The organism is Streptococcus sp. BS35b (genome assembly GCF_000286475.1).
In the GTDB taxonomy this organism is placed as follows: domain Bacteria; phylum Bacillota; class Bacilli; order Lactobacillales; family Streptococcaceae; genus Streptococcus; species Streptococcus oralis_W.
In genome coordinates this window covers 100752-116388 of sequence record NZ_ALKH01000008.1, presented here as the reverse complement: position 1 = coordinate 116388, position 15637 = coordinate 100752, and the positions used below count along the sequence as shown (strand labels likewise).

The following is a 15637-nucleotide window of genomic DNA, read 5'->3' as shown; positions in this document are numbered from 1 at the left end:
GTTTTTTGAGAAAATATTAGAAACTTTTTCTTCTGGAAAAAGTTTTTGATGTTCTTGTCAACAATTCGATAATATTTATAACCCATCAAAAAAAGAAGGTCTTTTTAGACCTTCTCTTGAATAAATTCTTCCGATTTTTGCTGTAAAAAAATCTCTAGCAATTTTGCTGTTACGCAAATTGCTATCACGATAACGCTCGAAACAATGAGGTAATTCAAAAGTTGTCCGTGATTTCCAACAAGTGGCGGTCTCGTTAAGAAACCATAATCCCCACTGACAACTAAATTAACAACCCATATCAAAGCGTTCAAGGTGAAGGTAATCACCGCCACATTTTTGAAGTTGAGCAGGGAAGCTTCATAGTTTTTAAACAAGTATAAGAGTGCATTTCCCAAAAGTGCCATATGTCCAATAATGAAGGACAAGATGGTCACGTGTGGAAACGGATAAGGATCAAATAGTGGATAAGTCAGAGCCGCTGTTGCCCCAAAGGTTCCTAGAAGGGCAAAGTATTGCTTGTACTTAGAGGTTCCCGGGATCAGGAGCAAGACAAACATGGCTACACGGCAATGATAGAAGGGCAAACTTTCTGATAGGGGCAGATGGTTTCCCCAATACCAGCTATACAGAACAATCAGTTGAACAGATTGAAGAATCTGAATAAATCGTTGGTAAGCCACTTTGTCGCGAAAACGATAAGAAGCGTAGAAAGTAAAGGCCAGTAAACATAACAAACCAATATACCAGTGGAGTTCAAACTGGGGCGGTTCTGATATCTGTGTGGTAAATAATTGTTCCCACAAATTCATATTCTATTCCTCGTTCATCTAGCTAGAGGCGGTAAAAAATTCACTTTCTCCAGCTTTTAAATTTTTTGAAAAAACTTGATTCTATGCTATTCATAGAACACTTACGTCTTAAATTCGCAACCTATTATATCATTTGTATTGCAGAAATGCACTTTACAGACACCCTTTTTTGATTTGTCGACTTCTCTAGCACAAACTAATCGACATATTGGTCTCTTTGTCCTCTATAAACTTGCCAAAGAATCTCCATTTGCTCCTTGGTGATGCGTTTTTCAGATAAGGCCGGCAGTTGGTCAATAGCAAAAAATTGAAGATCAGCAATTTCTTGATTCTCTTGAAATTGTCCATCAAGAAGCTTACATTCAAAGACAAACTTTGCATATTGTTTGCTCTGTAGTTGGAAACGATTGGTATCAAAAACTGCAAGTAACCTTTCAGCTTTTGCTGTAAAACCGGTTTCTTCTTCAATTTCTTTAAGAATATTTTCGGTTGGAGAATAGCCAACTTCACCAAAACCACCTGGCAAAGCCCAACTTTCCTCTCCTTTTCCCCTAACCAGACAAATTTTTTCATCCTCAACAATCCAAGCACGGACGTCCATCAGAGGAGTTGCATAAGCGGAAGTTGGTTTCATGACTTCTGCCACTTCTTCTGCATCTATGTCTAATCCCTGATTCAACATTTCAGATAACAGGCTTCGCAAGTCCTCGTAACGCTCGCGGTCAAAAGGATCTTTTGTAAAGGTTAATCCAGTATCTGTAATGGCAATCATTCTTTGCAGATACTTGGCAAAATCACTTGCATTCATTTTCTAAACTTTCTACCAACCTGGCTAGATTCATGGAGTTCGAGCCTTTGAGCAAAATTTGGTCATTGGCACCGAGGCTTTCCTTGACCTGCTTGACAAGGTCTTCAAATTGATCCTCGTCGTCTGTTTTCTTGAAGTAGAATACATGACCGATTGGGAACATTTGACTAGCCAGTTGAGCCAATTCTGCAATATCTTCTCCATAGAAAATCACGGTATCCAGCACATCTGGTGAGAGACTCAAAATCATCTGGTTATGGAGTTGAACAGACTGATCTCCGAGTTCCTTCATGTCTGCTAGAATAGCGATTTTCTTGCCCCCTTCATTAGCTGGGATGGCAGAGAATGTCTCCAAAATCAACTTCATAGCAGTTGGATTGGCATTGTAGACATCTGACAGGATATCTGCTCCATTGGCTGCTTTCTTCCACTCAGTACGATTACGGGTCAATTCTAGGTTCTGAAAGGCCTGATGAATCTGTTCCTCTGAAACTCCTTCTTGTAGGGCAACATAGGATGCAATCATAGCATTGGTGGTATTGTACTTACCTGTCACTGGCAAATCGAGGGCTTGTTCCAAGAAATTGGCCTTAAAGGTCAGACTATCCTTGCGTTCGACCAAGTCTGTGATTTCCAATTCTGCCCCTTGCCCAAAACGAACTACCTTTTTGTCAGTAGGCAAGTAGTCCTCTACAATCGGGTCAGCTGGTGCCAAAAGCAAAGAACCTGGTGCCATACCATCAGCAATTTGCATTTTCCCTTTAGCAATCTCCGAACGGTCTTTGAAAAAGGCCAAATGAGCCTCTCCAACCAAGGTCACAATGGCTGTCTTAGGATGAGCCAATTCAGACAAAAGATGGATATCTCCCAAGTGATCCTGCCCCATCTCCAAGACCAACTTTTCTGTCCCTTCAGGCATGTGGAGAACTGTGTAGGGAAGTCCAATCTCGTTATTGTAATTGCCCTGAGTTTTGTAGGTCTTGTAGGTTGTTGATAGCAAGTGCGCCAGCATATCCTTGGTCGTTGTCTTGCCATTTGAACCTGTGACCGCAAAGACATCAACTGCCGTTTTTTCAAGATAGTAGGCTGCGAGGGTTTGAAAAGCAGTCAACACGTCGTCTACTAAAATGTAGGGATGACCTTCTACTCCCTTCTCAGACAGGGTTACTGCTGCACCATTTTCAAAAGCTGTTTCGATAAAGTCATGACCATCACGCGCACCTTTGAGTGGCACAAACAAATCTCCCGTCCCAATCAAACGACTGTCAAACTCAGCCTTTTCTAACTGGGCATCCTCAAAGATACTGACATCATTTTTAGCTCCAACAGCTTGGGCAACTTCATGGATTGTTAATTTCATTTCTACTCCTTTAAAAAGGGTTGAAGTCCGAGAACTCTAATCACCTACAGTGACGGTTCTGGCTTCTACCCTCTCTTTCATTTTTATAGCAAATGCGCTTCGTGCTTATTAAAACTTTCCTTGGCAAAGTCAACCAAATGCTCGATTAGGTCTGGGTAACTGATTCCCATATTGTCCCAAAGTAGTGGGTACATAGACCACTGGGTAAAACCTGGCATGGTATTGAGCTCGTTTAGGAAAACCTCGCCCTTATCTGTATAGAAGAAATCACAACGAGATAAACCAAGGCCACCGATCGCACGGAAGGCAGTTTCTGCATTTTGACGCATGACAGCTACTACATCATCACTAATCTTGGCTGGGATATCCATTGTAATCTTGTTGTCAATATACTTGGCATCATAGTCATAAAAGGCAACATCCTTGACCACTTCACCAGGAAGTGTACTCTTGACATCGTAGTTCCCCAAGAGACCAACCTCAATTTCACGAGCATTCACTCCTTGCTCAACCAAGACACGGCTGTCATACTGGAAGGCAAGTTCCAAAGCTTGACGGAGTTCTTCTTGGTTTTCAGACTTAGAAATACCGACACTTGAACCCATGTTTGACGGTTTCGTGAAGACTGGATAAGTCAATTTTTCTTCAACTTCAGCGATTTTAGAAGTCACATCATCACCTTCAACGATGGCCACATAAGGAACTTGGGCAATCCCTACAGATTCTAAAACTCGCTTGGTCGTGATTTTATCCATGGCAAGGCTTGATGACAAGATATTGCAGCCGACATAGGGCATTTTCAAAACTTCCAAGAATCCTTGAACAGAGCCATCTTCTCCCATTGGACCATGAAGGACTGGAAAGACTACTGCACCTTCTTCGTAGATGGCACTTGGCGCTATTTTCTTGCCCCAGTCAATAGTCGCATTTGTCATGAGACGATCCTCTTGACCTGGAGTCCGGCTAAATTCCTGTGTTTTGATAAAGTCACCTGACTGGCTGATAAAGAAAGTCTTGACTGTGAAACGGTCGTAGTTGACCGCACGCATAACACTTTCAGCTGACAATACAGACACTTCACGTTCTGCACTGCGTCCGCCGTATAAAAGAATAATTGTTTGTTTCATATTGTTTGTCCTAATTCTAATAGAATATTCGTTCTTTAGTATATCATATTTACTTTTTTTTTAAAACTTGAAGCTAATACTGATCTTCAAAAAACATAAAAAGAGACCGATAAAAACAAAGTCGGCCTCCTTGATTTTTTGTATAGATGAATGGAGTTAGTAAATTGCTCTACACTTACAACTCTGTCCGATTTTCAATGGCTCGTAAGAGTGTGACTTCGTCCGCATACTCGATATCTGCTCCCACGGCTAGTCCTCGCGCTAGGCGAGTGACCTTGATACCAGCTGGCTTGAGGAGACGAGAGAGGTACATGGAGGTTGCTTCCCCATCTGCTGTCGCATTGGTTGCCACGATCACCTCTGAAACCTCACTATCCATGAGACGGGTCATGAGACTCTTGAGGTTGATATCGTCTGGACTGATACCATTCATAGGAGAAATGAGACCGTGCAAGACATGATAGAGTCCGTGGTATTCTTGGATATTTTCCATAGCAGCCACATCGCGACTATCCTCTAGCACCAAGATGGTTGTCTGGTCTCGAGTCGGATCTGTACAGATCGAGCAAGGGTCATCATCCGTCAAGCGACCACAGATGGAACAATAGGTCAATTCCCGCTTGGCAGATAGAAGGTTTTTGGCAAATTCATTGACATCGTCATCAGACATTCCAATGGTATAAAAGGCGAGACGAGTAGCCGTTTTGATCCCGATACCTGGTAACTTTGAATAGCTATCAATTAACTTGGCAATAGGTGTTGGATACAGCATAAGTTCCTTTCTAATTCATTGGATGTTGTTGATTATAAAGATTGATGATATCACGCGCAATTGAAGGTCCGACACCATTTGTTAGGTTGGTGTTGTGAGGAAAGACGACTGCGACCGCGATTTGAGGATTATCAGACGGAGCATAAGCAACTGCGTTGGTATTATTGGCTTTTTGACCACCATTGACATAACTTTCGGCAGTACCTGTCTTCCCACTGATGGAAACGGATGAGCCATTTGAAAAGGCACGACCAGTTGTTAGAGCGCTCGTTCCATGCGAAACTTGATAGAAACCTTGGTGCAAGAGAGCCATATCCGCTTCTGAGATATTGATCTTGTTCAGTTCCTTGATGGCTGTTTCTTGAACTAGATTTCCTAAGCCACCTTGTTCATTGTTTCCATAAACTCCCTCAACGATGTGAGGAGCCAATCGTACGCCATTGTTTGCAATGGTTGCGACATACTGGGCTAACTGCATAGGTGTGTAGTTATCAAACTGGCCAAAGGCGTTATTAATATAGTTGGCTAAATCAAATTCTTTTGGTGTAAATCCTGTAGATTCATCTGGGAGGTCAATCTCCGTTGAAGCTCCGAGTCCATATTCCCCAAAAGTTGATCGCAATTTGCCCATTGCAGTCTCTAACTGATCAGTTGCGACTATCATATTTGGCTGGTAGGACTGTCCCATGATCCCTAGCGCAGTCTGAACCATGTAGGTATTAGAAGAGTACTCCAAAGCTTCAACTGCTGTGATAGGGAAGGAGCCATAGGATAAGGTATACCATGAATTGATCGGAGCCGAACCTTGGAAAACAATCGGCTGATCTGTCAAGGTTTGATTGCCTGACAAGACCCCATTTTCCCAACCAGAGCTAAGGGTTGCCGCCTTAACGACAGATCCTGGAACAAAGACATTGGTTATCGTTCCAAGCGAATCTGAACTTAATTCACCGGATTCGACATTATGCTTGACACCCGACATCGCTAGAACTGCACCGGTTTTAGGATTGAGGGCTACAGCGTAGACTCCTTCAGAGTATTTAGCTCCACCGTTACCCAACTCTGAGTTGAAGTAGCTCTTGAGTAGGTCATCTACACCATTCTGGAAAGTTAGGTCAATCGTTAGTTTGATGTTGTTTCCTTTGCTTCCTTCTTCGACATTTTCTACACTTTCCATATTTCCGTGTTTGTCAAGGTGGATTTCCTTGACGGAGCGTTTGCCTTGAAGAACATCTTCATATTGCTTTTCAAGATAGGAAGTTCCCACTCGGTCATTGAGAGAATATCCTTTTTTCAAATAAGCGTCCACTTCCTCCGCTGGAAGACCTGATTTTTCACTTGATACACTACCTACAATTGAAGACAAAGAAGTGTCTAGGACTTTTCTATCCCATGAGGTTGAAATACTGATACCTGGTAATTCCTTGGATGCTGATGCAACGAGAGCAACTTGGGTATCATTCAAGGCATCCGTAGAAATGGTTCCTGTCGCAAAATTTTCAACGGCATTGAGCTGACTAAAGAGATAGATTTCCTTTTTCTGGTCATCTGTATAATTGAGTTGACTCACGTCAATACTTTCAACTGCATTATTGTAGAGAGTTGCTTCTGATAAACGATTTCCATCTGAATCCAGGCGTTTATCACTTGGCAAGGATTCGACTGTTTTTTTGTAAACGTCCTGGTCCGCCAAGTAGTAGTCTGCAATCTGACGGTCTGTCAAATTAGGGGAGGTTACATTCACATATGTGAGAAGTTTCTTGGCTGTCTCCTTCAATTCAGCTGCTGTCATTTTATTGTTTCGGGTGAAAGAAACAACCTGCTTGACAGTGTTTTCTACCAAGGGTTTCCCTGATGCATCATAGATCTGTCCACGAGCTGAACTGGTTGTTACCCTTGTCTGGCTGGCTGAAGCCAATTTTGTTTCATAGAAATCTTTATTGAGCACCTGCATGTATAACAATCGACCAATAATGGCCATAAACAACAGGATAACAATGGCAAACAGTAAATTAAGCCGAATAGGAATCGAATGGCTATTGAATTTTCTCATACAACTAAGACTCTTTTCTAGAAAAATTTCCAATTTTCACCTTTATTTACATATAAAACAATAGAGCAAACAGGTGAAGCTCAGTACTTTTCATTGTACCATATTTTACGGAGAAACTCCTGGAAAAGTCGAAGCATTTTTTGACTTTCAACTGAAAATGCCTTTTTATTTGGTTATCCTAACTTCTATGATATAATGATAGTAATAGTTAGGAAAGCGTTAACCTTTAAGACTTTGACTCATAAAAAGGAGCCTCATGAACAAGCCAGACATCGCAACCATAATCGACCTCCATTTTGAAGAATTAACCGAGCTCGAGCAAGAAATCGCTCGCTATTTTTTACAACCTGAAACGATCCAAGATGATCTCTCTTCTCAGCAAGTCACCCAGAAATTACACATCTCCCAAGCAGCGCTGACCCGCTTTGCCAAAAAGTGTGGTTTTACAGGTTACCGAGAATTCGTCTTTCAATACCAGCATCAGGCTAGTAAACCGGACACTCATTCCCACAAACATAGTCCTTTGACCAAACGTGTTTTGCGAAGCTACAGTATCATGCGAGAACAAACGCAGGATTTGATTGACGAAGAACAACTGGAACGAGTTGCCCAGTTAATCGAAGATGCTGAGCATGTCTACTTCTTTGGAACAGGCAGTTCCGGTCTTGTCGCTCGTGAAATGAAATTGCGTTTCATGCGTCTGGGTGTGGTCTGTGAAGCCTTAACCGATCAGGACGGCTTTGCATGGACGACCAGCATCATGGATGAAAATTGTCTAGTACTCGGTTTCTCACTTTCTGGTACAACTCCTTCTATTTTAGACAGTCTATTAGACGCAAAAGAGATGGGGGCTAAGACCATCCTCTTTACCAGCGCTCCAAACAAAAATAGTCAGGCCTATACAGAGACCGTTCTTGTTGCTAGCCACAGCCAGCCTTCCTACATTCAACGGATATCTGCTCAACTCCCCATGCTCTTCCTTATAGATTTGGTTTATGCCTACTTTTTGGAAATCAATCGTGAAAGCAAGGAGAAAATCTTTAATAGCTATTGGGAAAATAAAAAACTCAATGGCTATCGTAGACAAAAACGCGTTAGAAAATCCTAGTTTGGTTGAACCAAACTAGGATTGTTTTGTTTTGAAATGATAATAGGCTCCCAACATCCCTGCTGTATTTTGGTGATGGGCAAATTCTAATCGTGTTTTTTCAGCTAGGCTTGGCACCAAGGCCGCCTTCAAGGCTGTGCGGATCTTCGGTTTAAGGATAGCCTCTTGCCCCATGATACCGCCACCGAGAATGACCACTTCTGGATTGGCAACGTAGCAAATATTTGCCAGACCTTTTCCTAGATAGTCTACCATGCGGTCAATCCCAGCCATACAGATCTTGTTACCTTCAGTAGCTTCCTTGAAAATGCGCCGGCCATTCCACTGATCAACTGAATCTCCATGAGCTGTTGCTACATACTCCACCAAGGCTGTCGTAGAGGCGAGGTCTTGGAAAGCTCCATCCTGCATGTGCATATAACCAACTTCGCAAGCTGAGTTGCTAAATCCATGGAAGACTTTCCCATCCATAATCAAGCAACCACCGATACCGGTTCCAATGGTCAAGCAAAGTGTGACACTCGCTCCCTTGCCTGAACCAGATACTGCCTCAGCCAGACCTGCACAGTTGACATCATTTTCAATCTCACAAGGAATAGCAAAACTCGTCTCGATTTCCTTCTTGAACTGGGTTCCTGCATAGTTAGGGATTTGCGGTCCGGCATAGAAAATCTCACCCTTATCAGGATCCACCATCCCTGCTGAAGAAATGGCAACACCTGCTACTGGACCTTTTTCTAAATAGCTGGCTACGATATCTTTTGTCTTTTGTAAGATATGAGGTCCACCCTTATGCGCCTCTGTTGGCATTTCATGCGATTCAACAAGTTGGCCTTCTTGGTCAATCAAGCCATATTTGATATTGGTTCCACCGATATCAATTGCAACGTAGTGTGTCATAAATACCTCCTTATGGATTAGAGGAAGCGCTCCTTGGTTTCACGAATCAAGGCTGCAGCTGCTTCTACAACTGGTCGATCTTCTTCAGTCACTGGTGTCAATGGTGAACGAACAGAACCAATATTCAAGCCTTCATTAATTTTCAAGACTTCTTTGATCACACCGTACATATTTCCATGTGCAGAAGTGAGTTTACCGATGATTGCATTGATAGCGTATTGCAATTTACGCGCTGTTTCCAAATCTTTCTCTGCAATCAACTCATTGAGTTTCAAGAAGAGTTCTGGCATCGCACCATAAGTACCACCGATACCAGCTTTAGCACCCATGAGGCGTCCACCTAGGAACTGTTCATCTGGACCATTAAAGACGATGTGGTCTTCTCCACCAAGGCTGACAAAGGTTTGGATATCTTGAACTGGCATAGAAGAGTTCTTAACACCGATAACACGAGGATTCTTCAACATTTCTGTGTAGAGACTTGGAGTCAAAGCAACACCTGCCAATTGAGGAATATTGTAGATAACGTAGTCTGTATTTGGAGCTGCAGAACTGATATCATTCCAGTATTTGGCAACTGAGTATTCTGGCAAGCGGAAGTAAATCGGTGGAATCGTTGCAATGGCATCTACTCCCAAGCTTTCTGCGTGGCGGGCAAGTTCCATACTATCTTTGGTATTGTTGCAAGCAACGTGAACAATGATGGTCAATTTCCCTTTAGCAACTGCCATGACTTCTTCCAAAATCAACTTGCGGTCTGCCACACTTTGGTAGATACATTCACCAGAAGAACCGTTGACATAGAGACCTTGAACTCCCTTATCAATAAAGTATTGAACCAAGGCGCGCGTACGCTCTGGACTGACTTCTCCTTGATCATCATAACATGCGTAGAAGGCTGGAATGACACCTTCGTATTTTTTTAAATCTGACATAGATTTTCTCCTAAGATTTCTTTTTTCTGCTAAGAGCAGTTCTATTTTTTACAAGTTTAGTATACACCTTGTGAAAATCGCTTTCAATATCTTGTATACACTTAGATTTTAGTTTCTACTTGTATTTTAGAAACTGTAACGATTGAAAGTAGTTTCAGAAACGAGCCATCCTACTGGTATTTGGCGAAGATTTTCTCCATCAATCCTGCTTGGAGAAAGACCAGCAAACCAAAACCAAAGAGGATAAAGGCCGATCCACCCAAAAGGAGAGTGAAGGCGGATAGATAAAGAACCATCACTATGAGAAAGAGAATGGCTAACATGAGGAAGAACCATGGAAAGTTAAAACTTGCCAAGATAAGCCCTTTTTGCAGCACTTCTTTCCAAGACAAATCATAGCGGGCAGCGATGGGATAACTAGCCAGCATCACGAGAGTGAGGAAGATGAGAATCCCCAAACAAATAGCTTTCACAATCTGGAAAGGCAAAGCTGTCTGTCCCCAGAAGAGATAGAGATCTAAAAGGCTTAATGACACAATGCCCAACTCTAGCAAACCTAACTGAAGCCCCAGTTTCAGATTTTGCTTGACGGCTCTTAGATAAGTTCTAAAGACTGGTACCCGTCTGCTTCTCTTAATCTCAAACATGGTTTCATAGAGGCTGATTTTCGCCACTCCAATCGTCACAATGGGCAAACAAGAGACGACAAAAAGAAGATTGACTGTCACAATATCCAAGACCTTCTCACTGAAACGCATGAGAAAATTATCTGTATCAAATGCTGCCTTGATAAGGCTTACTCCTTTTTGTGCCATGTTTGCTCCTCCTGATTCTTTTAATCAATCAAAATTTTAAAGAGATATTTGCGAACTTTTTCTTCCATCCCTGCGTAGCCATTTGGCTGGTGTGGTTCTCCTGGGAAGAAAATTGCAAAATTGTGATAGCCCAACAAGAGTGGGTATTTTTCATGACAATGGACAAAGCCAATGTCGCTCGCTTCGTCGAATGCTACTGCTTCGTCTTTGATACGTGAACCGTAGCTCGAATATTCATGTCCTTCTACCAGCAAATGCAAGTCTGCATAGTTCTTATGGTGTTCAAATTGATCATTTTCAGCTTGATTGAGGACATTTTCCTGAACAACTAGAAAGACCTTGTCCCCGTCAATCTCATACTTACCGAGTTCGAAAGAATCCTTACGGTGCTGATAGAGATAGTCGATAGCCTTGTCTAGATTGGGATGAATTCCCCTGTAAAAGGCGATGTTTTTCAAATCGTCAAAAATCATACTGTTTCCTTCGTTTCTGATAGTTAACTAAAATCATAAATTAAGTTGATAAGTGTCTGACAAAACTTCACGAAGTAACTGCATACTCTCCATTTTGTAGACACTTATAACTCTATATTCTCTTATACTTAATGAAAATCGAAGAACAAACTAGGAAGCTAACCGCAGGCAATACTTAAGTATGGCAAGGTGATGCTGACGTAGTTTAAATTCGATTTTCGCAAGATCTTAACCTTTGACAGCTCCCATAGTGATACCCTGAGTGAAGGATTTTTGGAATACTAGGAAGACGGTTACGATTGGCACGGCTGCAAGAGCTGCACCTGCCATGATCAAACCATAGTTGGTCGCCATTTCGGCCTGCATGGTCGCAACCCCGAGTGAGATAGTCAAGTTTTGACGTGAAGTCAACATAACCAACTGCATAAAGTAGTCGTTCCAAGTATTGATGAAGGTAAAGATCGCAAGAGCTGCAAATCCTGGTTTCACGATAGGGAAGGCTACGCTCCAGAAGGTACGAATCTCACCACAACCGTCGATTTTGGCTGATTCAAGCAATTCTGTAGGGATATTTTCGCTGAACTGTTTCATGAGGAAGACCCCGAATGGCCATCCGATCAAAGGCAAGATAACTGCCCAGAGAGTATCGTGAATTCCCATGAAGTTGACGATACGTACCAATGGTACAAGGACAACTTGTTTTGGAAGTGCCATGGCAGCGATAAAGACTGCAAAGAGGATGCGTTGACCATAGAAACGTTTTTTAGCCAAGACATAACCTGCTAGAGAAGAGGTTGCACAGACTAGGAACATGGTTACCAGTGAGATAAATACAGAGTTCCACATCCACTGCATAGCAGGGTTTTGCACCATGAGTTGTTGGAAGTTTTCCATGGTTGGCATTTTAGGGAACCACTGTGGCGGAATCATAATGGTATCAGGCTGTGATTTGAAGGCCCCTGTCAAGATCCAGTAGAATGGAAAGATGAACAGTACGGTCAACAAGAGCAAGATAATCGTTGAAATAACAGTGAAAGCTGTTAAAGGTTTCTTTTGTGTAGGTTGCATAACTGTCTCCTTTCTTTAGTATTCTACGTCGTTTCCGAGGATCTTGAATTGAGCAAAGCTGACAATGGCAATCATCACTGCCAAGAAGACACCGATAGTATTGGCATAGCCGTATTCTGTCAATTGGAAGGCTTTTTCGTAAAGGTAGTACATCAAGGTACTTGTTGAATAGTTTGGACCACCAGAAGTCAAGAGCTGAATCAAAGCGAAACATTGGAATGAGTTGATGGTTGTAATAATCGCGATGTAAAGAGTTGTTGGAAGAAGGCTAGGCCATTTGATCTTCCAGAAGACTTGAAATTCAGTCGCACCGTCAACACGCGCTGCTTCAACAAGTGAGTTGTCAATATTTCCCATGGCAGCGATATAAAGGATAATCGGTTGACCAACAGATGTTGTCAAAAGGATAATCATAATCGCTAGCAAGGCCCAGTTTTTGTCACCCAACCAAGAAATATTTTGGCTGATGATGTGGCTTGACTTAAGGACAAAGTTTAGAATCCCTGATAGGGGGTCATAGATCCATTTCCATACAACCGTTACGGCAACACTACCTGTAACTACAGGCAGGAAGAAGACGAAACGATAGAAAGAACGGGCAATAGCATTTTGATGATAGGTTTGAGATGCTACAAAGAGCGAGAAGAGAACCACAATCGGAACAGATCCAATAACCAGGATAACGGTATTGATTAAAGACTTCATAAAGACAGGGTCTTTAAACATGCGAATGTAGTTGTCCAAGCCCACAAACTCAAATTTAGTCATGGAGTAGTTAAAGAAACTTGTAATGAATCCCATAATCATAGGAGCCAAGACAAAGATGACAAAGAAGAATAACACTGGTGCTAGGAAAGCGTAGGAAATCACTGTTTCCCGCATACGAATTTTATTGACTTTCACAGTCGGCACCTCTCTTTCAAATAGAATAGTTTTTGATTTTCTTGAACTGTTTTAAAACCAAAATGAAATTTTTTAAGATTCGCTTATGTAAGAACTTCATTTTAATTTCGTGACAGTTCCTACCATTTCAAACAAAAGTCCCCCTTTTCTTACACCGTGGTGCTCAGGGAAAAGGGGGGAATCAATCTGACTTAGTGCTTATTGTTTTGTAGCTTTTTTGATGGTTTCATTAGCTTTTTCAGTGAAGGCTTTCAAAGCATCCGCTGGTTTTTCATCACCATTTGATACAGATTGCAACATTGGGAACCAAAGTGTTCTCATTTCAGCAAATCCATCGATAGTGTTGTAGTATGGTGAGTAGTATTTAGTCCAGCTGCTGATTGTTTCCATACGTTTGTCATCATAAAGTTTGCCAAATGATGTACGAACTGGGAAGGCACCTGTACGAACAACGTCTTTAGGACCCCATTCTTTGTCATCTGCGATGAATTGAACGAATTTCTTAGCAGCAGCGATTTTCTTATCGTCTTTGTTGTTAAACACTGCAAATCCGTTTACAAGGTATTCAAGAGATGGTTTACCAGAGTCTGATGGGAATGGTACTTCTACCACGTCTACCTTACTTGCTTCCAAGAGTTTCGCTTGGATACCGTTTTGAGCTGGTGCCCAAAGAATTGTGTATGAAGTTTGACCGTTCGCAAAGTTTTGGATGTCTGCTCCACCGTCAAATTGTGAACCATTGTTCAACAAACCGTCTTTAATCCAGCTAGCAGCTTTTTCAAGACCTTTGACGAATTTAGGATCGTCTGTTGTGTATTTGGTTACGTCTTTGTCTGTTACAGAACCGCCATAAAGGTTTGCGATGAAGGCACGTGTTCCTTGGTCTCCCCCTTGACCAGAACTGAACAATGAACCTGGTGTATAGCCTTTATCTTTAAGCGCTTTCAAAACTTTTTCAAAATCATCAGTTGTCCAACCTTCTTTTACAAGGTTTGCAACTCCAGCATCTTCCAACATTTTCTTGTTCATAGCCATGTAGAATGGAGCTGAACTGATTGGATACATGTAAGCTTTGTCACCAGCCTTACTTGCTTGTACGATGTTTTCGTTGTTGACATCTTTGACAAATTCGTCTGTGAAGAGGTCGTTCAACTCAGCCAATTTACCATTTTTACCATATTGGATGATACGTCCTGGTGCGTCAAAAAGTACGTCTGGCGCTGTTCCTGCTTCAATGGCTGTTGTGATCTTTTCAGGTCCTGACTTGAAGTCGATGGTTTCCAATTTCACTTTTACATCTGGGTTTGCTTTTTCGAAAGCTTCGATGATTGATTTTTCATAAGTTCCAACACCATCGCCAGTCTTTTCTTGTGTGAAGACTGGGAATGCCCACCAAGTGATTTCTGTTTTTCCACTATCGCTACCAGAATTTCCAGCATCTTTACTTCCACCAGAGTTACCACAAGCTGCAAGGCCAAGAATCGCAGCACCCGCAAGTACTGTACAAGCTAGTTTTCTAAATTTCATTTGTATTCTCCTAATTGATAAGCGTATCCATATTGGATAATGAGCAAGTTTATATTTGTATACATTTTCATTTTATCCGACGCATCGACCACTCTCCTCTGTTTTGAGATTGTGTTATTTAAGACCGGCAACAAAGCGTTCCGTAATCTCTTTTGGTCTAGTAATCGCTCCACCAACAACGATACCTCGCACCCCATATTCAAGGATTTGCTTAGCTTGTTCTGGTGTGTGAATTTTCCCTTCAGCGATGACATCCACACCGGCATCGCAGAGTTTTTTGATCAGTTCAAAGTCTGGACCATCTACTTTGGGACTATAAGAGGTATAACCTGATAGGGTTGTTCCAACAAAATCAACACCTGCCTCAACTGCCGCTATTCCTTCTTCAAACGTGCTGGTATCAGCCATTAAGAGTTGATGCGGATATTTTTCTTTGACTTGTCGGATAAAGTCTTGGATTTCCAAACCGTCGTAACGTTCACGTTTTGTACAATCCAGAGCAATGACCTCAATATCTAGTTCAGCCAGTTCATCAACTTCTCTCATCGTAGCTGTAATGAAAGGCTCCTGTGGCGGATAGTCACGTTTGATAATCCCGATAATTGGGAGTTTCGTGACCTCCTTAATCTCCTTGATATCGCGAATACTGTTTGCTCGGATACCGACTGCTCCACCTTGCTCAGCCGCTTTGACTAGCAAGGGAATGACTCCTCCCGCTTCTGTATAAAGCGGTTCGTGAGGAAGTGCCTGGCAAGAGACAATGATTCCATCTTTGATTTGTTCAATCAAGGCTTCTTTGCTGATCTGTGGCATCCTCTTTCCTCCCTTTCTTGTTCTTATGGGCTTATTATATATTATTTGTTAAGCGCTTTCAATAGCTTGTAGTAGAATAGATTTCAGTTTCAAAAGTATTTTATAGAACAGCCGTTCCTGAAAGTAGTTTCAGGCCTCTTATGATTTCGAATCAACCTGAATGTCA

Annotated in this window: 15 protein-coding genes; 1 reads left to right on the top strand and 14 read right to left on the bottom strand. The window is 42.0% G+C overall.

Annotation, left to right across the window (positions count from 1 at the left end; genetic code table 11):
- Positions 1–104 precede the first annotated feature (104 nt).
- The 6 genes from HMPREF1149_RS08045 to pbp2b all read right to left on the bottom strand — a co-directional run bounded on the left by HMPREF1149_RS08045 (position 105) and on the right by pbp2b (position 6929).
- Positions 105–809 carry a YwaF family protein gene (locus HMPREF1149_RS08045; RefSeq protein WP_001055272.1) on the bottom strand — a complete coding sequence of 235 codons (705 nt, stop codon included), beginning with the start codon at positions 807–809 and terminating at the stop codon, positions 105–107.
- A gap of 196 nt (positions 810–1005) precedes the next feature.
- Positions 1006–1617: an NUDIX hydrolase N-terminal domain-containing protein gene (locus HMPREF1149_RS08040; RefSeq protein ID WP_000994189.1), complete on the bottom strand. Its 612-nt coding sequence runs from the start codon at positions 1615–1617 to the stop codon at positions 1006–1008.
- Entirely contained in the window at positions 1604–2977 is a 1374-nt protein-coding gene (locus HMPREF1149_RS08035; protein ID WP_000778722.1) for a UDP-N-acetylmuramoyl-tripeptide--D-alanyl-D-alanine ligase, read from the bottom strand. Before HMPREF1149_RS08035 ends, HMPREF1149_RS08040 begins: the two co-directional genes overlap by 14 nt.
- An 83-nt stretch (positions 2978–3060) precedes the next feature.
- The gene (locus tag HMPREF1149_RS08030; RefSeq protein WP_000814691.1) at positions 3061–4104 is read right to left on the bottom strand and encodes a D-alanine--D-alanine ligase; all 1044 of its coding nucleotides are present in this window, start codon (positions 4102–4104) and stop codon (positions 3061–3063) included.
- Positions 4105–4279: 175 nt separating this feature from the next.
- Positions 4280–4876 (bottom strand): recombination mediator RecR, encoded by a 597-nt coding sequence (recR, locus tag HMPREF1149_RS08025; RefSeq protein ID WP_000966754.1) that lies wholly within the window; start codon positions 4874–4876, stop codon positions 4280–4282.
- A 10-nt stretch (positions 4877–4886) separates the two neighbouring features.
- Positions 4887–6929 (bottom strand): penicillin-binding protein PBP2B, encoded by a 2043-nt coding sequence (gene pbp2b / locus HMPREF1149_RS08020; RefSeq protein ID WP_001224847.1) that lies wholly within the window; start codon positions 6927–6929, stop codon positions 4887–4889.
- A gap of 256 nt (positions 6930–7185) precedes the next feature.
- On the opposite strand from pbp2b, the gene HMPREF1149_RS08015 reads away from it, so the two are divergent.
- Positions 7186–8037: a MurR/RpiR family transcriptional regulator gene (locus HMPREF1149_RS08015; RefSeq protein WP_001039483.1), complete on the top strand. Its 852-nt coding sequence runs from the start codon at positions 7186–7188 to the stop codon at positions 8035–8037.
- 15 nt (positions 8038–8052) lie between these two features.
- Here HMPREF1149_RS08015 and HMPREF1149_RS08010 read toward each other — a convergent pair whose 3' ends face one another.
- The 8 genes from HMPREF1149_RS08010 to HMPREF1149_RS07975 form a co-directional block, all read right to left on the bottom strand.
- Positions 8053–8937, bottom strand: a complete 885-nt coding sequence (locus HMPREF1149_RS08010; protein WP_000150245.1) for an ROK family protein — start codon at positions 8935–8937, stop codon at positions 8053–8055.
- Positions 8938–8954: 17 nt separating this feature from the next.
- On the bottom strand, positions 8955–9872 hold the full coding sequence (locus HMPREF1149_RS08005) for a dihydrodipicolinate synthase family protein (RefSeq protein ID WP_001281475.1): 918 nt from the start codon (positions 9870–9872) through the stop codon (positions 8955–8957).
- Between the two features lie 170 nt (positions 9873–10042).
- The gene (locus HMPREF1149_RS08000) at positions 10043–10687 is read right to left on the bottom strand and encodes a YesL family protein (protein WP_000057508.1); all 645 of its coding nucleotides are present in this window, start codon (positions 10685–10687) and stop codon (positions 10043–10045) included.
- 20 nt (positions 10688–10707) lie between these two features.
- Positions 10708–11160, bottom strand: coding sequence for a YhcH/YjgK/YiaL family protein (locus HMPREF1149_RS07995; protein ID WP_000575434.1), 453 nt, complete (start codon positions 11158–11160; stop codon positions 10708–10710).
- A gap of 228 nt (positions 11161–11388) precedes the next feature.
- Positions 11389–12228, bottom strand: coding sequence for a carbohydrate ABC transporter permease (locus tag HMPREF1149_RS07990; protein WP_001183243.1), 840 nt, complete (start codon positions 12226–12228; stop codon positions 11389–11391).
- A gap of 15 nt (positions 12229–12243) precedes the next feature.
- The gene (locus HMPREF1149_RS07985; RefSeq protein WP_161800156.1) at positions 12244–13110 is read right to left on the bottom strand and encodes a carbohydrate ABC transporter permease; all 867 of its coding nucleotides are present in this window, start codon (positions 13108–13110) and stop codon (positions 12244–12246) included.
- Positions 13111–13329: 219 nt separating this feature from the next.
- Positions 13330–14658: an ABC transporter substrate-binding protein gene (locus HMPREF1149_RS07980; RefSeq protein WP_000672112.1), complete on the bottom strand. Its 1329-nt coding sequence runs from the start codon at positions 14656–14658 to the stop codon at positions 13330–13332.
- A gap of 114 nt (positions 14659–14772) precedes the next feature.
- Positions 14773–15471, bottom strand: a complete 699-nt coding sequence (locus HMPREF1149_RS07975; protein ID WP_001135639.1) for an N-acetylmannosamine-6-phosphate 2-epimerase — start codon at positions 15469–15471, stop codon at positions 14773–14775.
- Positions 15472–15637 lie beyond the last annotated feature (166 nt).